The sequence below is a fragment of the Enterococcus sp. BWT-B8 genome, assembly GCF_020567625.1.
GTDB lineage: Bacteria > Bacillota > Bacilli > Lactobacillales > Enterococcaceae > Enterococcus_L.
On the sequence record NZ_JAJDJV010000003.1, the window covers coordinates 109,711 to 132,667 of the forward strand.

Consider the following 22,957-nt stretch of genomic DNA (forward strand, 5'->3'; position numbering starts at 1 on the left):
ATGGGTTAGATTCGGAAATACAACGATACCGGATTAGAGAACTTTAAAAAATCTACGACATGAAAATGATACAGCAGCCATCACAGTTTCTATAACTTCAAACTAAGAATCAGCTTTTATTTCGGTACACCGTTATTTTAACCGAACAAAAAAAGTCTAGAGGGATTTTTCCCCTCTAGACCCGACATTACTTTATTGAATTCTCTTCACTAGCATCATTTGCTTTTGTTAATGAACCGGAGCTTTCTATTCATCATCTAAGGGAAGCTTTTCCTGACCTTCCACCTCTTCTATTACGATTGAGCCATCTCCAATTCCATATGCTGTTCGGACAATTGGGGAAAGTTCTTCGATCATTCCAGGATGTTCAATCATATAGACTTTCACGTTTTCACGTCCTTGTCCGATCCGCTCTCCCTTGTAGCTATACCAAGCACCGCTTTTTTCGACTAGCTCCTTTTCTACAGCCATATCAAGAAGTTCACCTTCCTGAGAAATTCCCTGACCATACATGATATCTACCTCTGCCACTTTGAATGGAGGAGCAACTTTATTTTTAACAACTTTGATTTTAGTACGGTTTCCGATAATGTCCGTTCCCTGTTTTAATTGTTCTGCACGACGGACTTCCAGACGGACTGTTGCATAGAACTTCAAGGCACGTCCGCCGGGAGTTGTTTCAGGATTACCAAACATGACACCAACTTTTTCACGAATCTGGTTAATGAAAATAGCGATTGTCTTTGTTTTGTTAATAGAACCGGATAATTTACGCAGCGCCTGTGACATCAAACGTGCCTGCAAACCTACGTGGCTGGCACCCATTTCGCCGTCAATTTCTGCACGAGGCACCAATGCTGCCACAGAGTCAATAACAACAATATCAATAGCACCGCTGGAAACCAAAGCATCAGCAATCTCCAGACCTTGCTCCCCCGTATCTGGTTGAGAAAGAAGCAGTTCATCAATATTAACACCCAGTTTTTGTGCGTATTGAGGATCCAGCGCATGCTCAGCATCGATAAAAGCAGCTGTTCCACCCTGTTTCTGTACCTCAGCAATTGCATGCAATGCTACTGTTGTTTTACCTGAACTTTCAGGTCCATAAACTTCAATAATTCGTCCGCGGGGATAGCCGCCGACTCCCAAAGCAACATCCAATGCAAGTGATCCGCTTGGGATTGTTGAAATCTGTTGATCAATTTTTTCCCCAAGCTTCATAATAGAACCCTTACCAAAGTTCTTTTCTATTTTCTTTAACGCAGCATCCAGTGCCACTTTGCGATCATCAGCCAATTGATAATCCTCCTTATATATAATAAATGATTTATTTTCGATAATACTATCTTAACTTCTTTTTTCTTAAAAATCAAGAAGAAAGCGAACAAACATTCGTATTTCTAATTTTTATTTAAGACTGCCCGTCGAATCAGGTCCAATCCCTTCATTGCCGCACTGCAGCGTATATATTGGCGATCCCGATTAAAATGATATACAGCGGCAGTTGTCTCACGGTCCTTCCCTGCCAGCCCAATCCAGACCGTTCCGGCCGGCTGCCCCTCCAGCTCATCCGGTCCTGCAACTCCTGTAAATGAAACTGCCAAATCGGCATCTGTCAGTTTCAGAGTACTTTCAGCCATTGCCTTCGCACATGCTTCGCTGACCACTCCATATTCGTCAAGAAGCTCCTGAGGAATACCCAGCAGCTCTCTTTTCATTGTTGGAGAATAGGTCACAAATCCTCCTATAAGCACATTGGAAGCTCCTGAAACATTCCCTATCATGCTTTGAAAGAGTCCTGCCGTCAAACTTTCTGCCGCCGCCACTGTTTTGCCGTGAGCAGCCAGCAATTTGACTGTCGTTTCTTCCAATGTATTTTCATCTCCATAGCCATAAAAATAGTCACCAACTTTTTCCATAATCTGCTTTTCCATTGCAGAAAGCAGTGCTTCGCCGTTTTCATCCAAGGATACATTGGCAGTCAGTCGCAAAGTTACTTCATTTGGTTTCGCATAAGGCGCCAAAGTTGGATTGGTTTGATTATCAATTAACTCCTTCAGGTCAGTAACCAGCTGAGATTCTCCAATACCATAAAAACGGAGAACTCTCGAAACCAGCTGTTCTTTTGCTGGAAACAATTTCTGCAGCAACGGGCGAACATACTGAACAAACATCGGCTTTAACTCACCCGGAGGTCCGGGCATCAGCAGATAGCTTGTATCATTTTTTGTCACAAGGGAACCGACAGCAAGACCAGTTGGGTTTGGAATTCCTGTCCCTCCGTCAATAATCAGTGCTTGCTTCAAATTGTTTTCAGTCATCTGACGACGGGAAAATTCAAAAAATGAGTGCAGCTTTTTCATTCCGTCCTTATCCTGAATCAGCGGATGCTGAATATGAGCAGCAACTGCATCTTTTGTCAAATCATCGTCAGTAGGTCCTAATCCGCCGCACAAAACGACTAGATCACTTCGACTGTCTGCCAGATCCAGAATCTCCGTCAACCGTTGAAAATTGTCTCCCACAACTGTATGAAAATAAACTTCAATCCCTAAGTCCGCCAACTCTTCTGAAAGAAATGTAGCGTTTGTATTCACTACCTGACCAAGCAGCAGTTCTGTGCCAACAGCAATAATCTCTGCCTTCATAATTTTCCTCTTCTCATTCTAATCTACGTAAAAAAGTCTACTTTCATTTTAACACACGAATTTTTTCCTGCAAAAGCACTAAAAAAGTAAAATAGTAAGAACTCTTCTTAAAGTAAATTCTACTTATCCTTACCATTTAAATCAAATATGACAAACTATCTTGCCCCGCAAAAAAACACTGAGAGATTTTTAAACAATCTTATGGATTTGGTTTCATGAAAAATGGTAGAATAGCATGTAGGAACGTGACGCTATGCATCGAGGATCGCAACGCAGTGAGAATCGTAGATGCACTGCTATTTTCATGCATCGAGGATCGCAACGCAGCGAGAACTGTAGATGCACATTCTTTTTGCCTGTAGGAACGTGACGCTATGCTGCCTATGGTTACAATGAATGAATTTTGCGAGTTCATAGAATTGTCGTTAATACCCTCAGATAAACTAACCTTTGCTGAAGGAATACTTATCGAGGCTTTGCATTGCAAACTCCTAATTAAGGAAATAAATTTTAACCCCTTTATTCCTAATCAGAGCTTTGCACACCATCTCACTAGTTTATTTCTCTTAGCGAAACTGGCAATTTCACTAGATATTCCTACACAAGTGAAACTGACAAAATAGAACTGGCAGGTCAGCATAAATAGTTTACCCTGCTCCTGTTACATTGATAAAAATTAAAGAAATTAGGCTCACTATTAAAATAAAAATCACAAGAATATTAGATAAAGGGAGAGATCGTATGAATAAAAGAATTATTTTCGGATTGCTTAGTATTGGTTTTCTTAGTCTGAGTGCCTGCAGCAAGCCGGATGATCAAAAAGATACCTCAGCAAACAGCTCCAGCTCTGAAGCTGCTCTTACTGACAATACAACTGCTTCCATTGAAACTCCGGAAGCTCAAGCTCCAGAAGTCCAGCCTCAGGCAGCCATCACTGCTATGGAGGTTGTTCAAAAGTTTAAAGAAGCGGGACTGGGGGTTAACGAAGAAAGAGATATGACCCCGGAGGATTATGGATTGGCTCCTATGAAAGCCGCTTCTGGTGCTATCTTTGGCGTATATTATTCTGAATATACTGCTTCGTACCTAAATGGACGGGTAACTGTTTACACTAATTTAGCTGATTTGCAGGAAGTGAAAGCTTTCTACGATAATCTGTCAGCAGAGGACCCTCAGTATAAATCCTGGACTGCTGTAAATGAAGAGAAGCTAATACTGCTGCAGATGAATGGCGGAATTGATGAAGTAGCATTCGGGGAATTTGAATATATTCTGGGAACCGTTTAATTTTTTAAATAAAGTCTTCCATATTATTCACCTACTCTTCAAAATAATTTTTTGATTATCCATGACTCTAAAAAGAAAACTAAAGAGTTTGGGACAGAAATAAAATTTCAAACTCTCTTCATGCTCTAAACTCGAATACATGGCGGTACAAAAGCAAAAATTCTTTTTGCGACGAGTAACCGAAGGAGCAGCTCCTTCGGAATTAAGTCGAACGATACTGAAAATATGAGGACCTCCAGGAAGGTATCAAGGAACGCTATTCATAGAATGAATAGTGTTCTTTGACAATTTTCGGATATTCCTTCTTAATTCTCGGAGCTGGTCACTTTTAATTACTTATACTACACGCTATTTATAGCCTGTAATCCATCGTATATGCATAGATTTTTTCAAGTGTTCCTTCAATATCATATTTCACACCAAAGCTTTTTCCGAACAAACGGGTCTTCTGCCCTTCCTGATAATCTTCGTAAATAACAATATCTTTTCCCTTTAAAGTACCTGTATCTGCTGTTTGAATTGCGAATTCTTCCAACAGCCTATCTAACTCTTTCAGCTCCATAAGCTCACCCAGTTGCCTCAGTGTATGATTCAAATCTGCTCCATAAAATTTTTCATCTGACAAATCATTATAAATATCAATTTTCTGGCTGGCCAGCTTCACTTTTCCCAGCGTTTCAATATACTGATATTTTGCTGCTACAGTTCCATAAGAAGTATATTTTTCTTCATTTTTAAATTTAATTTTACTGGAAAAAGTCAGTGTTGAATTATAGGCATTAAAACTAAATTCTTCTGCTTCCTGCTCTGTACCTTCGATTAGAAAATCTTCTATCATTATCTCTCTTGCCTTGTCAAAAGACGGGAGCAGTTCCAGTTCAAACTTGTCAGCAAGAGCTGTCAGCGCTTCGGACTCATTCGTCACTGCATATTCGTAATTACCAAATGGCTCGGAGCGGTCTGCCCACCAGGTAAAAGCTGTTTCATTCTCCGGCAATGATTTATCTGCTGTTGATACTGGAGTCTGTGAACAACCTGATATAACCAACCCTGCGGCGGCTGTTAGACAAGCTCTTATTATTTTTTTTACATACATACGTTCAGCTCCTTACTCTGATACTGGAATAATCAGCGGTTCTTTTCCATTAAAAACAGCTGAATCAAATGTAAGCATGACTGCCTCTTTTCCTATCAGCTGATAGACTGCTGCGCTTTCTGCTGACTGATTATTGGACAACGGCTGATTCCCCGTCTGCTGCAAAAATGCAATATCCGGATTATCCCGAACTGCTTTTTCTTCCTGTAATAGCATACGGTCCCCTTGTTCCAATGTAACTAGGCTCTCCCATTTTTCTGAGGGGATAATTACCTCTGTCCCCTTATTCGTCAGTACATAACGAATAATCAGCTGATCCTCTTCTATTTTATAACCAGTGAACTGGACAGCAGCTTCCTCTTCAGTTTTGTCTTTTGCTGAAGCAGTTCCCAGATAGGTCAGCTCCAGCGATTCAACAGATTGGCGGATTACTGCCTGCTGTTTGTTCGCACTGTTGTCCTTTGGCCGGTAATACTGAAAACTGACAAGGTTTGAATCTGTTACTACATAATAGATGTCCAGCCAGACTCGTTTTTTTTCATAGACGCTGGGAATCAAATAATGAATAGCAGGTCGACCTGCCACCTCAAACTCCTCAATCTCAGCAGTCTCCAGCAGATAATGCTTACTGACCTGTTCTTCCGTCTCCGCTGCCAGCTGTTCAACAGAAAAAGGCTCACTCTCTTCCCCTCGAATAAACATCACAGCACGACTGTTCCTGTCTTCTGCACCAAAAACTGCTGCTTCATTAAATGCTGTTTGATAGTCCTCTTCCGGCTCCCAGCCTGCGGGTAGCTGAAATTCATACTCGCTGCCGTTGATTGTAAAAGCTTCGGTTTCCTTTGCCAGTTCATTCCCCTGACAGCCGGACAGCAAAAGAATAAGCATTCCTGTCAATGCACCATTTAGCCATAGCTTCATTGGATTTCTTCCTCCTCAGCCAATTGATTTTCCACTGGTTGTGCAGCTACTATCCACCCATTCCTTTTCTGCCAGTAAAGATAAAAAAGAAACAACAGAATACAACCGACAAATAAAGAAGCACCCATCACAAAACCAGATGGCAGAAAGACAAATTCAATTGTATGCTCACCTGGTAGTACAGCAACTGATAAAAAGGCATCTTTGAATGTTTTTACTTCTGCTTTCTCACCGTCAATATAAACTTCCCAGCCTTTATCATAAGGAATAGTTGTTAACAATACCTGTTCATTTTCCAATGAAACCTCCGCCCGGGCTCTTCGTCCCTCCACCTGAAAATCAACACCTTTTTCCTGCATCCTTCCTGCTGCCTCAGCAAAATGCTCTGTATCAAGAAAGACTGCATCGGGGCGATACAGTTCCACTTTTTGTTGTCCTCCGGATATTTCCGCTGTCACCTGAACAGTTGTCGGCTCCTCAAAATAGCCTAAATTATAATACTGACCGCTGTTAACCAGTCCGGATTTTCGTGTGACTCCGCCAACCGTCGTTTTCACATCAATCCCTACAGAATCAGCCAGATTTGTCACAACCAAACTAAGGTACGCCTGCTGTTTGGCCGGCACCGTTACCAGCCAGGTTACCTGCTTTGCAAGATTCGGTTCAGTCTCTGCGATACTTATAGTTTGTTCTTCCTCTGTTACAACAGCATTCATTGAATTAACCAGTGTTGCTTCGCCAAAGCTGAAAAGCTCCCCCTTTATCCCAGACAGATGATTAAACAGCTCTGTCTGATTGGCAACAGCTCCGCTTTTGTAAATCTCCTCGTCAGTCCATATTCCCAGCGGCAGAGCATACTCATTTTCATATAAAGAATACTCTCCGGATTTTCCGATCTTAGTATAGCCGAACTTTAACAGCTCTCCTTTTGCCACGTTATATTTCACTCCAACCAGCGTGTCTGCCAGTAAAGTGTTGTTTTTGTAATCAATTGTCAAGTTTGTTCCCAGAGAACGGTAACCCAACGCATTCAAATACTGAGAAGAATGTCGGTTGCGGATAGAAGAAAACATGGACACGCCATGCGAACCAAAATTGAAGCTGGTATTCAGCGACTCCACATCCAGATTTTCCAAACGGAAAAAGTTTTGTTCCTCCTGTTTCGTGCTGTCAGTCAGTGTTTTAACATTATCGTAGGAATCTGCATATAATACTCTGGAAGGATAGCCCCAATCATAAAGAATTCCTGTTACCATATTTTTTGCATTGAATAAGGCTTCTGACCCCATTAGCAGAACCAGCAGCACTGGAACCCATTTTGACCATTTTGAGGGAGAAACCCATAAAAGCCAAAGCATTAAATAAATGATCAGCAGACCAATCGTAATAACCAGAGACTCCATTGTAATCACATCATAGCGCTTCTTATTGGCTAAAAACAGCATCAGTAAAAAGACACCGCCAATTCCCAGCACACTGTTTATCAGACGATTACTGTCTGCCTTTTCAAATTGTTCCATTCCATACCCGGCCAGCAAAATAACCAGAAAAGAGAATAGAAAACTAAATCGGAATAAAAACATATTCGGTGCATGCAGCCCATGCCAAAAAAGATTCAAAGGATAGATATAGACACTGGCGATAAGTAAAAGTCCCAGACTCCCATATCCCAATTTTTCCTTCCACGAAATCTTTCTGCAGACAAAGTAATACACACAGAAAATCAGCGGTACCAGTCCGATATAGATAAATGGCATACTTTCGTATTTTGACGTATCATACACACCTGCCATACTTTTAGCAATAAAATCCCATGGTCCCGTATCAGCTGTGAAAAAGTCAGTAATTTCGCTTAGACTTTCTCCATTTGTTCTCAAATCAAGAATTGCAGGTAAAATTGTCACCATGGATGCTCCGCCGGCAAGTAAAGAAGTAATCAGATAGGAAATAAATCGCCCCTTATATTTTTTCCGATTCAGCAATGTTCGTATGACTGTATACAAAAAAGTGAAGACACCTGCCATAAACGCCATATAGAAATTGGACAAGAACAGCAGCAGATAACTGGTAAACAATAAGGTCGGCTTTCTTTGATCCATCAGTCTGTGAATTCCCCAGATAATTAAAGGTAAATAGACAAATGTATCCAGCCACATGATTACTTCCGAGTAGCCTACAGCATAAGACATCAGCGAGTAAGAAATGCTTAAGCCAACTGACAGCCACCGATTCAGCGTAAACGTATGCTTGGCGAAAAACCAGAATGCCAGACCGCTTGCACCAAATTTCAACAGTGTCAGATAATAAATTGTATCCGGCATATTGGCATTGTCAAAGAAGCCGACCAAAGGAGTGAAAATACCATTAAGATAGTATGCAGCCAATGCCCAGTAATTTAACCCTAGAGAGCCCGACCATGTATAAAAAATACTTTGTTTTCCATGAAGTACATTGTTGAAACTGGCATGGAAGTTCGCATATTGTGCAAAGGAGTCTGTCGCCAGAATACTTCTCTCACTTCCCGGATAAATTTCAATAGAATAATAGGCAACGACCATCAGCAGTACAGGAATACTGAAACTGAGAATCATTGCCAGATAGTGCTCCTTTACAAATCTCTGTAATCGTTTCATGTTTAGTTCTCTCTTTCTTGTCTGTATTCTTAATGGACAGCCCCCATATTTGTCAATGGATAGTAACGGTACAGCACAACCCCTTCAATCTGTGCCGAGTCAACTAAGCCAAAAACCCGGCTGTCATCAGAATGCAGCCGATTGTCACCTTCGACAAAATAATGTCCTTTCGGAATCGTCTGATAACTGCCCAGCATATATGCAGTGTATTCTGAAACCTGAATTGTTAGGGTTCCATCTGCCAAACTGCCTGGTTCTCTCGGCAGAATTTGAGTATCTCCTTCAGCTGTCACACTTTCTTCCGGCAGCAGATACAGTGTTGTGCCATCCAGTTGAATCTGATCACCGGGCATCCCGATAATCCTTTTTACATAGGACTCCCCCTTGATCTCTTTAGGTTCAAAAGTAACAATATCGTATCGTTGAATGACCTGCTGCTTCTTAACAATAATTCGATCACCGGTTTGAAATGTCGGCGCCATTGATTGGCCATCTACTTTATGTGTTCCAAACCTCAGAAAAAAAAAGAGCAGAAGAAGCAAAAATAACAACAAGCCCCATGTTTCTTTTTGCCTGAACCAGTTTACGAGATTTTCAGGCAGTTCTCTCCATGTTTTTGTTTTTTTTAAGTAATGAACCCGCCTTTTTATTCCGATTAAAAACTTTTGCTGCTTTTTGTTTCGCCGAACAGCAAATTGTCTCTTTTGATTCCGAGATTTTCTTTTCTTTATTTGAGTCCTTTTTTGTTGCATACCTATTGTCCCTCTACTCTTCTTAAAACTGACGCATGGCATGGATAGGGAAGATTCTGGCCTTCACCAATCCAAAAATGTCCTCTTTTTTTACAAACCCAAAATAGCGGCTGTCCGTCGCATAAAGTCGGTTATCTCCCAGAACAAAGTAGCAGTCGTCCGGAACCCTGATTACTTCAGCGATTTCCTTCAAAGTGAAATCTTCTGTCATCGGTTCAGCAGCAGCTTCTGAAAAAACAGATGATAAAAACCGTTCTGGAATTTCTTCACCATTAATAAACAGACTGCCGTTCTTGTAATAAAGTTCCTCACCAGGTAGTCCAACAACTCGCCGAACCATTGCTTCACCCGTTTCCGGCACTTCAAAATACAGCAGCTTGAAACGCTGAATAGAGTCCCATTTATATACAAAGAGACGGTCCTGATCGTTAATCGTCGGTGTCATAGAATAACCTTCTATTTTGGGTATTCTGACAGTAACCCAGAACAGCAGACCAAAGAGTACTGCCGCAATGAGGAGAGCAATCATCAATTCTTTAATAAATGCGCCCTCTCTTCGTTTCTTTTGTTTTGTATAATTTCTCTTCGGCTGTTTTCGGTTGCTGGTTTTGCGCTGTTTCCCATTTTTTGAAACGGCAGCAGTCTTTCTGTGTCCCGATTTTCTTTTCTTACTTTCTCGCAAATTTATTTTCTGAGCAGATTTTGAGTTTCTTTTTGTTTTCGTATGAGACAATCGCTGCTTTCTTTTTTTCACCATCAGCACCTCTTGACCGTCTGTTACTGTTTTTTCTTCAATGCACCTTCATTTACATTAAAACGCTTGAATACTGTACTCTGACTTTCCTGTACTTTGACAATATCAGCAAGATATTCTTCTGCTTTCCCGACTTGCTGAAGGCTTTCAGCTGACTGCCCGTTTAAATTGACACCCAACTCCCTTAATAAAGTAAAATGCCGATTCAGCAGCTTTTGCCCATCTTCTGTTAATGTCAGATTGGCTTTTCTTGCGCCGTAACTAGCTAATTGGGCGGTGATTTCGTGCAGATTATTGCTGGATTTTTTCGGATTATCTCCATTTTGAATATTGGTAATCTGCAATGCTGCATCATCCAGTAAATAATAGCTTTGCACCAATGCATCTGCATCTTCCGCCTGCAGATGATTCTGCTGATAATAGCGGGAATACATACCACTGGCCAGAAAGAGTCCGGCAAAAACAAGAACTATCAAACTTCGACGTCTCTGCCCTTTCCGCTTTTTTTCCAGTTGTTTACAGGCGCGTAAAAACTGTCGTCGTTTTTTCTTCTTTTTAGGCGGTTGTTTTCGCTTCAGTCGTTTCCACTTTCTACTGGTTCGCAAAAAACCAATAAAAAGGAGACAGCCAAACAGGGAAAAAAGAAGGGTGCCGGATAACAGGATGACAAATGACCAGTCTAATATACTCATACTTCCTTTTTCCTTTCTTTCCCTCTATTTTCTTTTTGCTTTTCTCTGTTTTCTTAAGGCTTTCTTTTTCGTTTCTTTTTGCTTACGAATAATATGCACAATGAAGAAAATAATGACAGCAATAATCAGCATCCCGCCGGCAATTCCTCCTACCAGCAGCCAGTTAATGCCTTCTTCCTGTGTCAGCTCCACATCCTGTTTGTTGTATTTATCGGCATCTTCATCTGTGATGGTAAAGCCTTCTTCCCATTCCCATTTTCGTTCACCTGAAGTTCCAACTACTTTCGCCCGATATTCCCCCGGAACCATTTTTTCTCCGTTCATGGAAACAGCAAAATCCACCATACTATTTGGCGCCACACGCATATTCGCTTTCTTCGTATCATATAGAACTGTATCTGAATCCTTCGTCATAATCTGTACTTCCATCGTCAGATTTTCCAAATAGGCTGCTTCAACATTCGAAAAATTCACAAATATACTGTTTCGATAATTGCTTAACCCTGCGTATACCTCATTCAGTTCCAAATTAGGCTCTACTACCGTATCTGTTTCAGTTAATATCATACCGACCATAAAAGCATATTCATTAATAACACCGCTTTGTTTTTTTCGCGCTTCTTCATCAACAACCTTTTTCAGCTGAATCCCTCCGGAAATCACACCATCATAGGTTGCTTCCGGCATGGTGATTTCAAGTTGCAAAGGAACCATACTTTTTCCCGGAACAGTCACTGTTTCCGGTGCTTTCACCAGATCAGAAAAATCATATTTTAGCGATTTGTCATTATCAATCGGGCTGGGACCATATTCTATAACACCATTACCGTTTGTTTTTGTACCATTTAGTGAAACAGCTATGTCAAGAGGCTCTTCTCCTTCATTGGTCAATTGAATCTCCACTGTCTGCTGTTGTCCGGGAGTCATACGCAAATCAAAGTAGCCAACTTCATAATTCTGCTGATTTTCCGGTTGAATTACTTTGTAGGTAAATCCCAGCGGACTTGCCCCGTTTGCCTGCTCTGCAGAGGTTTCTTCTGCATATGTCGGTGTCGCCAAACACCCAATTCCTGCTATGTATAAAACGATGATCATAAGCCACCCAATTCGTCTTTTCATGCTTTAAAAGTCCTCTCTTTCTCCTCATAAAAGAAGGTCGCCGACTTATAAAACCGCCGGCGAACCTTACTGGCTGATAGGTTCTTTAATTTAGAATTAAAGAGTTTCAGATAATGTCCAAGTAATTACAGCGTTGTAATCACCAGCACCCACTGCAGTTGAAGTAGGGATATTCATTGTTACAGATTCATTACCAGTTGTTTTATCGCCAAAGTTCAATTCGAACTGTCCATAACCTTTTCCGTCAACACCTGTATTACTAAGGAAATCAAATGTTGGCGTTGCTTCGCTGATTGTTCCCTGAGTTGTCAATTCACTTGCATCCGGTGTCAGTTCAGGAGAACCAGTTTGTGTCAGGTGTGCATTTTTGTAAGTGATGCTTGATCCATTCAATGCATATCCGCTTGCAGTGTCTGTAAATTGTTGTGTCAATGTTGCAGATAATTTATATGCATGGTTTTCCTGTGTACGCAGATCTTGGTATTTCACAAAGTTTTGTACATCAAATTCTTCAGTGCCAGCTTCAGTACTTCCTGGGTTAGCTTTAAATAGTGAAGCATCATAGTCACGTTTTGTATTGGCAGTCAATACATCATGAGATTCAAATTCCAATGGAGTAATTGCAATGATACCAAATTCTCCAGGATTGGTAACTGAAGGCAGATTTGTAATTGTTGTTCCATCGGTAACTCCCGGATCAGTTGGGATAACTCCTGAAGTGCCTGTATCAAATGTAAATTCGATATGTCCAGTTCCTGTTTTAGCATTATCTACCGCTTTCGTTGTATTTGGCGCTGCCAATGCAACCCCTGCAGCAGCTACTAAAGCTGCTCCGCATAATTTGTGTGATAATTTCATGTGTGTTTCCTCCTAGTTTGTTTGTGTGTTTTATTTATGGCAACTCGGCTAATATCCAAGTTAACACCGTTGAGTAAGTGACCGGGTCCTTTTTGGTTGCCCCCGGTACGGACAACGTGATTGCACTGTTTTCCTGCATTTGTTTGTTTCCAAAGCTGCTGTCCAGCATTGGCTGGCTCTCAGCATCAACTTTAGGCGTCAATGTACTGTCCAAACCCAATGGGTTATCATTAGATGCACCAAATGAGATTGACCATGTACCATAGCCTTTTCCAGAAGCTGCTTCCGCCAAATTATAGGTTGCGCCTATATTATCCAGTCGAATGACTTCTTTGGAAACGGTTGGTGCCGCAGCCTTGTCCTGAGTAGAATTGGTCCAAGATTTATCCAGCGATAAAACAGCCCCATTCAACTGGCTATTAGCTGTATTGGCGTTCTGAAACTGCATTTCCTGACGAACCTGGAGTGTCCATCCTAGCGCTGCCCCACGGTAATCAGATACTTGAATGAAGTTTCCTCTTGCAGCTGTTTCATCATGAAACAGCTGTGCATTTACAGGATAGACAGTATCGGTATCAGAGATTTTATTGTGCCCGGTAAAGTTAAATTGAGGAACAAAATCAATACGCAGCTTGCCGGATGTACCTGGCGATTCTCCCGGATCCGTTTCATTCTCCGGATGCTCAGGATCTTGTATCCCCTCATCATCATAATCACCGGTAAAGGTAATATGACCATCCGTTTGTCTGCTGTTTTCTGCATGAACCGTTTTCTGACCGACTGAGCTCACCCCTAAAGAAAACAGGAGAACGGTACTCATTAACCATGATTTTTTCATTCTTCTGCCTCCTTTTTCTTCCGCTTCATCAGAAACAGGAATAAGGCAATTAAAATCAGAGCAGCTCCACTGAAGGACAAGCTTTTCTTAACCAATTCACCGGTAGATGGATACTTACCGGCAGGCTTTGCTGCTGCAGGTTCTGTACTCCCTGAAGTGGTCGGATAAGAAGATGCCGCTGTTGAAGAATTAGTAGTTGAAGAATCAACAATTGGTGCATCTCCCTCATAAAAACCAATCTCTCCATTCGTCTGAACAGCTCCTCCGATTTCTTCCTGTGCGTAGGCAACAGGAAGAAAGGCACCCGATAAAAGCAGCAATCCCAAGGAAGAAAACAGCAGATAAATCAATTTTTTCACTTTCATCACTATTCCCTCCTTTTAATATGTTTCACTCAGCGTGAACAGGATTGTTGCCCGATACTCGCTCATTTCTCTGTATTGTGCTGCATTCAACTTCAACTCAAACCCATTGTCTTTATTTTCCCATTCGTTTTCACTAACATTGTATGCGCCGCTCGCCGTATGATGCTGTGTCAGAATAACTCTGGACTGATTCAGACCAAGAGTCTCTTCCCCATTATCACTCTTATAAATCAGCGCATTCGGCAATGTATAAGAAGGATCATTTTGAGAAGTCATCACTTCAGTCACTGTTGCCGTTAACGTCCAGTCCGTAAATACTGCACGGCTGTCACTAACAATCAGCGGCGTATCGTACGTTGGATTTTTCGCATGGAATTCACCATAGCTGCGAGCCTCTTTCAAGCCGAAATCAATCTTATTCGGTGCTGAACTCAGCTCCAGCACACCATAAATGATGCCGCCCGGATTTTTCGCTACACCAGATTCTGCCCAATAGGTTTCATGATCTGCATTCGGATTAACAGGACCTGCAACAAACGGTGTTTCTCTCGGAGAATCTCCTTCTGCTTTCGCTGTGTTCTCAATTTCTGTTCCTGTAGCTGAATATCCAACCGTTGTTTTAAATGTGACAACTACACTCTCCTGTGTGGCAAGATCGCCCAGATTAACCGACAACAGACGTGTATCTGTATCATAGGTATACCCATTTGGCGAAGTTACAACTATTCCATCCACAGTCACTTCAGCAGTAGCTGGATCAAATATCACTGTATCAGGAATGATGTCTGTTGCAACAACTGCTTTCCAGTTGGTTGCATAGCTGCTGTCTTTATTATTCTTGATTGTTAAAGTGTAAAGCAGGGTATCTCCAACCTGAGTATTTGCCACTTCCACATTATTTCGATAAGCGGAAGCCGCTTTTTCAATACTTGGCTGATCTGGTAAAATATCCGCCACTGTATATTTTTCTACACCTTTAAATACCGCATCATGGTAAGCCAAATCGTTATATGGATTAATATTCCCATTTACCGTATTCGTTACCGGCGGTTTAATTAAACCAACCTGATCATAGAGAACTGGTACCGCACCTGCTTCAGAAACAACTTCTGCTGCTGTATGCTTCCCAGCCTTATCTTCCAGATAAACACTTAATTGTTTGGTCTTATCTAAATAAAAAGGAAGATTGAATGACCATTTGCCATCAGCTTCAACAGCTGCAGTTCCCAGCAGTGTTCCAACCGCTTTGTCACCTGTATCGTAATACACATAGACTGTCGCCCCTGCTTCTGCATTTTCACCGGAAAGTACCTTTGTCGCATTATTCAGATTTTCATCTGTCAGTACAGCTGGTTCCGGCGGTGTCACATCCAAAACAGTTCGCCGGGGTGTCTGTATATCATCCGCAGTACTAATGTGCGCTTTGTTATTTTCCAGATCACCACGCCAGGCATCTGTTACTTCCACCTTGTAATCTTGAGGAAGAAACGCATCATCCGGTACAGCAATTCTGAAAATCCCGGCACGTTCGTCATCTCCATAAACCGAGACGGTGCCCGAGCCTACTATTCCTTCAACAATCGTTCCCTGAAGCCCTTCATGAATAATTGTCGTTCCAGTTGAATCAAGGATGTTCGCTTTCACCATTACTTCATTGGTAAATGCAGAACGATTCCCGTCATGTTTCCCTTCCGGTACTCCTGCATGCCCCCAAATATATTTATCTGCATTGGTAGGAACTCGTAATTCATCAACAACCGGTCGTTGATTGTTTCCATTCATTCTGGTCATGTTTTGCAGCTTTGAATTTTCAGCTAAAAACTGCTGAACTTCTGCACTGCCAGAAACAAAATTACCAAGGTTAGCATTGGTACTGCCTGATGTAGTTGATAGTGTAAAATTCACATTCACAAATGATTTATCCGGATTTCCGGTCACATCTTTCCCTTTAATCCAGAAAGCTACATCTGTATCAGCAGCTGTAAATATTGATCCTGTGCTGTTATTAAATATTTGACCGCCGCCAGAACGTGTATTGGTGAAATCAAAATACTTCATTGTTCCAAACTCAATGTCTGTTACACCTGAATTAAAGATAGCAGAGGTGCTTCCTGACGATGCTGAAGCCGTTTGTCCTCTGGCAACGAAATAGGTGCCCTCCTCTGCTCTGATTTGCATAGGATAGTTTTGTGCATCAATCGCAGCACCTGTAAGAGCAGTGATTTCCACATTGGAATCTTCATCAAACAAGTTAAACTCACTTCCGCCGCCAGAAGCACTATCATAGTGTATCCCCTGATTGGCTCCATCTGACCCCGGATTCCTTGCTGTCCCATCTCCATTATTTAGTACAGTAAAATCTGAGCCTGTTCGAACATAAACCTTATTGTCTGCACCATACATACGAATTCCTGCAGCACGCCCTGCTTTTTTCTCAATATTAATTCCAGAATTTTCTTCAATATTAAATGTCATTGCACCACGAACTCTGAACCGTAAAGCTGCTCCCAGAGTATATCCATGGTCGTCATCCTGAATAATATTAAGCTCTGAATCATTCCTAACATTAAATACGCCATTTTGACTCATCAAAACAACTGCAGAGGTATGAATGGAATGTAAATCAAACATGGCACCATCCAATACATTAATAGTGGAATTGTCCCTGTTCATCAGGAAAATGCCTCCTCTGGAAGCCTGCTGCTGTCCATCTCCTTCAACATACAAATACGTTCCCTGATCCTTAACATAAAAATCAGCCTGTGCTCGAATGTCCCACGCCTGACCACGGTCATTGGATGTGGTTCCTTTCATACTGTGGGTATAGACCTGTGATTGCTTTTCAACAACAATCTGAGAACCCACGGCAGAATCATCATAGTTTCCGAAAAACTTTTCAGCATAACTCTTAACCTGAGAGGCGTTGGTGACTGTAAAAAATTTGGAAACAAAAATTGCTTCTGACGAGCTTCCGGCATCAACTGTCAAATCGACAGCATCCAATACAATTGTTGCGCCTTCCATTAGTGCAATGGAACCAGTATTTCCGGATAAACTTTCAACCTTGCCAGTTACTGTTAAAGCACCCAAACCTGAGACAACAGAGTTCGTTGCCGTGTAGGAGAAATCCTGCATAATCATATGCGCAGCAGCTGTCGGCTGAAATGAATATCTACCCATCGTTAATGAATGACCTTGACCATTTATAATGACTTCACGGTTTACGCTGACATTACTTGTAGCTGTGATATCTGCAGCAAGGTTAATCTGATCAACATCGGGACTACCCAACTCTATTACTAACTCTGCCCAAGTTGTTACTGAAACAGGATTAACTGCATAGGGTACTGCTAAAGCGGTTGGCAGAATGTCTGTCGGATTTCTCTGAATTGTTTCAGAAGGCTGAAAATCCAGTGTTGTTTCAGCAACCGTCTGCTTGCCAACAACTGCTTCCACCCTTCCAGATTCAACGCTCACTTCATTTGGCAAGACTTCAATAACCAGTTCCAGCGGCTCTTTTAAAGAAAGGTCTTCAGAAAAAGAAATCGTTAATTCTGAGCTGTCCGCATTTTCTTCAGCCTTCACGTCGTCATAAAGCTCAGACGGCAATGCATCAAGAAGTGCTTCTGAATACAACACTGCATTATTTGATTTCAAGCTAATATCCTGACTGAAATCAGTAATCTCCATTTTCAGGTAGTTCATTTTCTCATCATCTGCCAGAGTTGTCTGCTCCAGTGTAACAATGCTCTTTTCAGCTCCTTTTACAGGCGATGTCTGCCACTGTTTAATGGAAAAAACAGCAACCAAACTCACTAAAATGAAAAAGAGTCCGATAAAATACTTCTTTTTATTTTTTTTCATTATTTTCCTCCTTTCTTCGAGAATTGGTGCGTCATTTATTAACGCATCTATTTCAATTCTCTCTGTTCCGCTCACTGATTCATCAATCTGTTAAACGAAACAGAGAAAAAAGAAATCATCTGTCAGTAAAAAGCTAAGGTATTTTGCTAAAATTATCTAAAGTTATTATTAATCGAAATCGACTTTGTAGTAGTAGTTAACTACGTAGCCTGAATCTGTTTTTTCAACAACAAATGTTTCAACATCCACTTCTACAAAAGTATGTTCATATGCTGAAAAATCTACTAAATGATTCTCATAGTTAAATACTTCCCCAATTGGATAATCAATTGTTTCTTCACTGTATAGATAAAAATCATCGCCGCTATATTCATTCACCCAGTACTTCACAGTTACCGGAACAGTAAAATCAGTTGGGGCCTCTGAGAAAATTACTTCATGTATCCCATTTGATTTCAGCTGTGTCACTTCATTCTTGTTCACTTTAGTGTCTTGACGATAGCCAACAATTTTCAACTGTTTTGGTGAACCTTTAGATAGGTCTCCCAGCAGTCCGCCATCGCTGTTTAAAAATACATTGTCAGGCTCCGAATACCATTTGTAGTTTTTCATGTTTTTCATATTGCGGGCAACACTTGTAAAGTCTGTAACAAAGACAGGAACATCATCTGTAATTTTGAAGGTTGGTTTCTTATATTCTTCACGAACAATTGCGCCTGAATAAGCACGCAGCATTTGTTTATCTGCATGTAATGCTGAATATTGGCTGTTAATATTTGTAGAAATACCAGTGATTGAGCTTCCGGCATCTTCTGCCTGAATATGAGCAATAATTGAGCGGGCACCGGCTACATGACCTTCCCCAACAACTGTTGCACCTTTCCAAGCATAGATATCTCTGTATGCATAGATTCCGATTCCTTCGCTGGCCGTTCCTTTCAACACAGCATCATAGTATGGCTTAATATCATTTTCACAGTAGATACCATATTTTTTCCCGTATGCTTCTACTGTTCCGCCTTCCATTTGGATTTCATTATGAACAAATAATCCTGTGCCGGCAGCTATAGCTGTAACATGACCTTTTCCATATTTAGTGCTCTTAAATGCTCGTAGATGCGCCCCTACATAAATACCTGTTTCTCCAGTCGTCGTAACATTCAATGTTCCATTTCCTTTGAATTCCAGAGTACTTTTTACATTAATGGCACCCATATCAACCGGAACCGTGTTGTTTAGTGTAATCGTGATTGTTTTTGAACTATAAAGAGAAGACCGCTCATTCAGAACGTATTCCCCCTTTTTAGTTGTTAAAATATTGGTTCCATCTGCTTTAGTTGTAACAGTCGCATCATATCCTTTTAAATCTGTTGCTGACGTTAAGACAGAAGCTGCAGATGCTTTCAAGCCTCCAGCCACAATGAACAGTACTGCAAAAAGTGAAACTAACAAGACTCTGGTTGTTCTTTTAATTCCTAACATATATTTCTCCCTTTCTTTAGTAAAACTTCTGTAAATCAATAACTCTTCAATTGCATCAAATGAATGACCGATCTTCTTTATTCAATTGAAACAATCATTTTCCTCTCCCAACGAACGCCTCCCCATTTGCTATTTTAAAGTGAATTATATGGTCATCACCTCATAGCGAACCTTTTACAGCTGCCAATGGGTGTATGACTTCTCCCAAAAATCTTTAAGTCAGACATTTAATACTTAATCAACTCAGACTAAACGACCAGCATATAACCCTTGGAACGGACAGTTCGAATAATTGTCGGCTCTGCACCAGCATTCTCCAGCTTCGTTCTTAAATGAAATACTAAATTTGCTACTCTGTATTTATTGTCCTTGTAAGGTATTTTCCAGACTACTTCATAGATTTCCTTATATGTGACCCCTTTTGACTGGTTCTTATGAAGAAGCTTCATCAGCTGGAACTCCAGCCTGGTCAGCGGTATCTCCTCTGCATCCGGATGCATCTTCACGCTTACGTTATGAGGAATCAATTCAACCAATGAATCACTTTTCCCTTTGATCTTTTCCAAATCATTACTGTGCTCTTCCTTTTTCAATTTTTGATATCTTTTCAACGAATTCTCAATGATTAAATTGACCTCCTCAGGTTCACTTTCTGATGAAAAAGTACCGTCGGCCCCTAATTGAAGATAAAGGACTTTTTGAGTGGCTGACGGCTGATCAGAAAAGACCCAAATCAGAGGATTTGATTTTTCCTTAATTTTCATTATCAATCCACAGATAACCCCCATATTTTGCGTATCATCTTCTTTAAGGATCACCCCATCAAGATTGCTGACCAGTTTTTCTACATTTTCCTTGTCAACTTGGAAGACATTACATTTCGATTTCTCAAGTGTCCCTATGTATGTATGTTCAAAGTCTCCACTCAACTGATTCACACCTATGTTGTACATAGCTCTTCCTCCTTAATCCTTGTCTCTTTTACTTTTTTCAGGCAAATTTTTTTAAAAATTCTTTTTTATACGTTATTATTTGATTAAGATACAGACATGTATGGTCGTTTCCGGGAACTGCATAATAAAAGAAAAAGACTGGCTTTTTTCTATCAAAGCTAGTCTTTTTTCAGTATGATGACGGTCATTCTGACGGCTATCATTCATTATTTAATTTATTCGTTCAATAAATTGCTTTTGATCCATCAAGGTCATTGCTTCTTTTCGTTTTTCCCACATTGAATCGGTATAGGTATCCAGTGTCAGCTTTGTTGAGGTGTGCCCCAACAATTTACTCAAAGATGACACATCTACTCCGCTTTCAACACAACGTGTCGCAAAAGTATGTCTCAGCACATGGAAGCTGAACACTTCCATCTCTGCTGTTTCAAGTAATTTCTTTAAACGATAATTTATGACTCTTGGTTCTGCAAAGCTGCCATTTGCAGATATAACATATTCTGAGCTTGCCAGTCTTTTTTTGCTTAACAAATATTCCTTTAAATATTTTGGCAGGGGAATATCACGTTGAGAGCTGCTGGTTTTAGGACTACTGATAATTATTTTCGTTTTCTTTGTATTTTCAAGATCAGGAATTCTCTGCAATGTTCGCTGAACAGTAATGACTTCCCTGTAAAAATCAATATCCTCCCATCTCAAAGCCGATATTTCTCCAATTCTCATCCCTGTTGCCAATCCAATAATCACAGCGGAGCATTCCCTCTCTTGAAAAGAAAGAGCCTCCAATCTCCTTTGAGTGTCAATAGACAGAGCACGTACTTTTTTTGCTTTCCTTGCGGAGATGGAGATGTTTGAGCATGGATTGCCGGATATATATTCATAATCCAAAGCATAGTTGAACATACTTTTCAGTATTGTCAGAATATTTTTTATGGTACTTTCAGAGTATCTAAGCGCTGATAACTGCTGAATAAATGCAATGATGTCTTTTCGTTCAATAGAAGAAAGCTTCTTTTTACCTAGATATGGACGGATATGATTTCTGGATTTGGATTCATAGTTAGTCCAAGTTGAAGGTTTCACGCGAACTCTAACTGCCGTACTTAACCAGTAATCCAGCCAATCAGAGATTGTTCCATCGTATACTGTGCTGGGCTCGTCCAAAACAGTTGTTCTTTTTTGAGACAGTTTTTCTCTTACCTCACTGTACTTCTTCCCATAAATATACCCATATATAATTCTTCCATTCTGATTTCTTGCTTTTCTATATCTTCCTTCCCACCTGCCATCCTTCCTTTTATAAATGTTTTCTCCTCTTTTGACCATTAATTCCACTCCCTGTTTGACGGTTTGTTTGACGGTTCATACAATATTTTTGATAACAGACAGTATGGAAAAGTCTTGTAATACATTAGATTTTGTTTGTTTTCTCATTTTTTTCGTTTTATAAACAAAAAACTGATAAATATTTTATCGTTTTTGAGATAGACTTTAAAAAATACGTATACTATAATCTATATATATTCGATATAATATATCTTTTCCGTTTCTTGGAATATGCAGTTCCAAGAAAAAGAAAAGTTTTTTTTATTTCGAACGTTTCCTCAAACATACTCTTCTCAACCTTCGAAAAATTTGATATCTATCAAAAAATGGACAACATGTATTATGCTTTTTATTAACCAAACTCCCTATATTAAACATTTTACTATTTTATTTTCATCAAACCGTTCTTTTTTTACACCTTTATCTTATCAAAAACACCTTTTAAAAGTAGTGATAATAAAATTTTTCTATGATATAAAAAAATAGAAACCAGTCTTTGCGATTAAAAAATTAGTTCCTTTCTCTTTACCTAAAAAGTACTACGCTAGTCTTCATTTTCAAAATTTATTTATTTCTATCAATCCATTCCAATATCTATTGAAAATGTCTTTCCAAATTAATCCGATTCAAATAAACTGATCCGTTCGAAAGCGCTTTTAATTTGCTATATATTTACTATATAATAGTACAAAATTGAATTGTGTTCTGACCAAATCATAATAAAAGATTGTTTATAAATGATGTTCAAAGATAGAAAATGTTAATTTGTATGCTTCAATGACAAAAAGGAGCAGCTTTAAACCTGTATTAAAAGCATACTTCTACGCTTCTTCGAATGCTCGTCGCATGTCTTATAAGCACATACAAGACATGCCAACGCTTTTCCAAGTAGATGCGTTTGTATCGAGAATCGTATAAAGTCCTTCAATTCTTAGTGGCTTTGCCATTTAGAGATTGATGAGATCGAAACGAAGTGTAGTGTAGCGTAGTGAGACTCATAGATACAAGGATTTCCCATTATTGCAGGAACATCTAGTGAGATGGTTATGTAAAGCTTGGGTAGAAGATAAATGGGGTTAAATATATAGCCTTATTAGAAGTTTGCAATGCACAGTATTCCTTGAAAGAAACAAGCTCAGTTAAGTGTTGTACTGCTTTACAGCTAGTTTGACTCCAGTTAGGGATGTACCTGATGTACGTTTCTTTGACAAGAAGCATATCTTAGTTTTAATCCAGTCAACGCACTAACACAAATGAGCTGCATCCTTTTAAGGATAACCTGAGTTTCTTCTAAAAGCTATTTTCAGAAGAAATTTGTCTTTTTATATTTTCCTTTTTATAAAATTAATCAGCACTTCCTAATTCCTCT

General features: G+C 40.1%; 17 protein-coding genes. 1 reads left to right on the plus strand and 16 read right to left on the minus strand.

The features are described 5' to 3' along the window. Window positions 1-246 precede the first annotated feature (246 nt). Together recA and LI951_RS04970 are read right to left on the minus strand one after the other, a co-directional pair. Window positions 247-1,296: a recombinase RecA gene (recA, locus tag LI951_RS04965; RefSeq protein ID WP_229441455.1), complete on the minus strand. Its 1,050-nt coding sequence runs from the start codon at window positions 1,294-1,296 to the stop codon at window positions 247-249. A gap of 104 nt (window positions 1,297-1,400) precedes the next feature. Then, the gene (locus LI951_RS04970) at window positions 1,401-2,648 is read right to left on the minus strand and encodes a competence/damage-inducible protein A (protein WP_229441456.1); all 1,248 of its coding nucleotides are present in this window, start codon (window positions 2,646-2,648) and stop codon (window positions 1,401-1,403) included. Between the two features lie 741 nt (window positions 2,649-3,389). On the opposite strand from LI951_RS04970, the gene LI951_RS04975 reads away from it, so the two are divergent. Further along, window positions 3,390-3,935 (plus strand): hypothetical protein, encoded by a 546-nt coding sequence (locus LI951_RS04975; RefSeq protein ID WP_229441457.1) that lies wholly within the window; start codon window positions 3,390-3,392, stop codon window positions 3,933-3,935. A 352-nt stretch (window positions 3,936-4,287) separates the two neighbouring features. Here the strand turns inward: LI951_RS04975 and LI951_RS04980 are convergent, their stop codons facing one another. From LI951_RS04980 to LI951_RS05045, 14 genes are all read right to left on the minus strand, one after another. Next, window positions 4,288-5,031 (minus strand): hypothetical protein, encoded by a 744-nt coding sequence (locus LI951_RS04980; RefSeq protein WP_229441458.1) that lies wholly within the window; start codon window positions 5,029-5,031, stop codon window positions 4,288-4,290. 12 nt (window positions 5,032-5,043) lie between these two features. Continuing rightward, window positions 5,044-5,952, minus strand: a complete 909-nt coding sequence (locus tag LI951_RS04985) for a hypothetical protein (RefSeq protein WP_229441459.1) — start codon at window positions 5,950-5,952, stop codon at window positions 5,044-5,046. Next, window positions 5,949-8,585 carry a YfhO family protein gene (locus tag LI951_RS04990; RefSeq protein WP_229441460.1) on the minus strand — a complete coding sequence of 879 codons (2,637 nt, stop codon included), beginning with the start codon at window positions 8,583-8,585 and terminating at the stop codon, window positions 5,949-5,951. The genes LI951_RS04985 and LI951_RS04990 overlap by 4 nt, the downstream gene beginning before the upstream one ends. 29 nt (window positions 8,586-8,614) lie before the next feature. Next, a complete protein-coding gene (lepB, locus tag LI951_RS04995) occupies window positions 8,615-9,337 on the minus strand; it encodes a signal peptidase I (protein WP_229441461.1) in 723 nt (240 codons plus the stop codon). A gap of 22 nt (window positions 9,338-9,359) precedes the next feature. Beyond that, window positions 9,360-10,094, minus strand: a complete 735-nt coding sequence (gene lepB / locus LI951_RS05000; RefSeq protein WP_229441462.1) for a signal peptidase I — start codon at window positions 10,092-10,094, stop codon at window positions 9,360-9,362. 20 nt (window positions 10,095-10,114) lie between these two features. After that, entirely contained in the window at window positions 10,115-10,783 is a 669-nt protein-coding gene (locus LI951_RS05005; protein WP_229441463.1) for a hypothetical protein, read from the minus strand. 24 nt (window positions 10,784-10,807) lie between these two features. After that, the gene (locus tag LI951_RS05010) at window positions 10,808-11,902 is read right to left on the minus strand and encodes a DUF916 and DUF3324 domain-containing protein (RefSeq protein WP_202067823.1); all 1,095 of its coding nucleotides are present in this window, start codon (window positions 11,900-11,902) and stop codon (window positions 10,808-10,810) included. A 96-nt stretch (window positions 11,903-11,998) separates the two neighbouring features. Beyond that, window positions 11,999-12,760 (minus strand): WxL domain-containing protein, encoded by a 762-nt coding sequence (locus tag LI951_RS05015; protein ID WP_202067824.1) that lies wholly within the window; start codon window positions 12,758-12,760, stop codon window positions 11,999-12,001. A 34-nt stretch (window positions 12,761-12,794) separates the two neighbouring features. Then, window positions 12,795-13,598, minus strand: a complete 804-nt coding sequence (locus LI951_RS05020) for a WxL domain-containing protein (protein WP_202067825.1) — start codon at window positions 13,596-13,598, stop codon at window positions 12,795-12,797. Then, window positions 13,595-13,963, minus strand: coding sequence for an LPXTG cell wall anchor domain-containing protein (locus LI951_RS05025; RefSeq protein WP_202067826.1), 369 nt, complete (start codon window positions 13,961-13,963; stop codon window positions 13,595-13,597). The genes LI951_RS05020 and LI951_RS05025 overlap by 4 nt, the downstream gene beginning before the upstream one ends. Before the next feature lie 15 nt (window positions 13,964-13,978). Next, the gene (locus LI951_RS05030; protein ID WP_229441464.1) at window positions 13,979-17,827 is read right to left on the minus strand and encodes a pectate lyase-like adhesive domain-containing protein; all 3,849 of its coding nucleotides are present in this window, start codon (window positions 17,825-17,827) and stop codon (window positions 13,979-13,981) included. 168 nt (window positions 17,828-17,995) lie between these two features. After that, the gene (locus LI951_RS05035; RefSeq protein WP_229441465.1) at window positions 17,996-19,309 is read right to left on the minus strand and encodes a carbohydrate-binding domain-containing protein; all 1,314 of its coding nucleotides are present in this window, start codon (window positions 19,307-19,309) and stop codon (window positions 17,996-17,998) included. 248 nt (window positions 19,310-19,557) lie between these two features. After that, the gene (locus tag LI951_RS05040; RefSeq protein WP_202067829.1) at window positions 19,558-20,262 is read right to left on the minus strand and encodes a winged helix-turn-helix domain-containing protein; all 705 of its coding nucleotides are present in this window, start codon (window positions 20,260-20,262) and stop codon (window positions 19,558-19,560) included. A 210-nt stretch (window positions 20,263-20,472) separates the two neighbouring features. After that, the gene (locus LI951_RS05045) at window positions 20,473-21,588 is read right to left on the minus strand and encodes a tyrosine-type recombinase/integrase (RefSeq protein WP_229441466.1); all 1,116 of its coding nucleotides are present in this window, start codon (window positions 21,586-21,588) and stop codon (window positions 20,473-20,475) included. Between the last annotated feature and the right edge of the window lie 1,369 nt (window positions 21,589-22,957).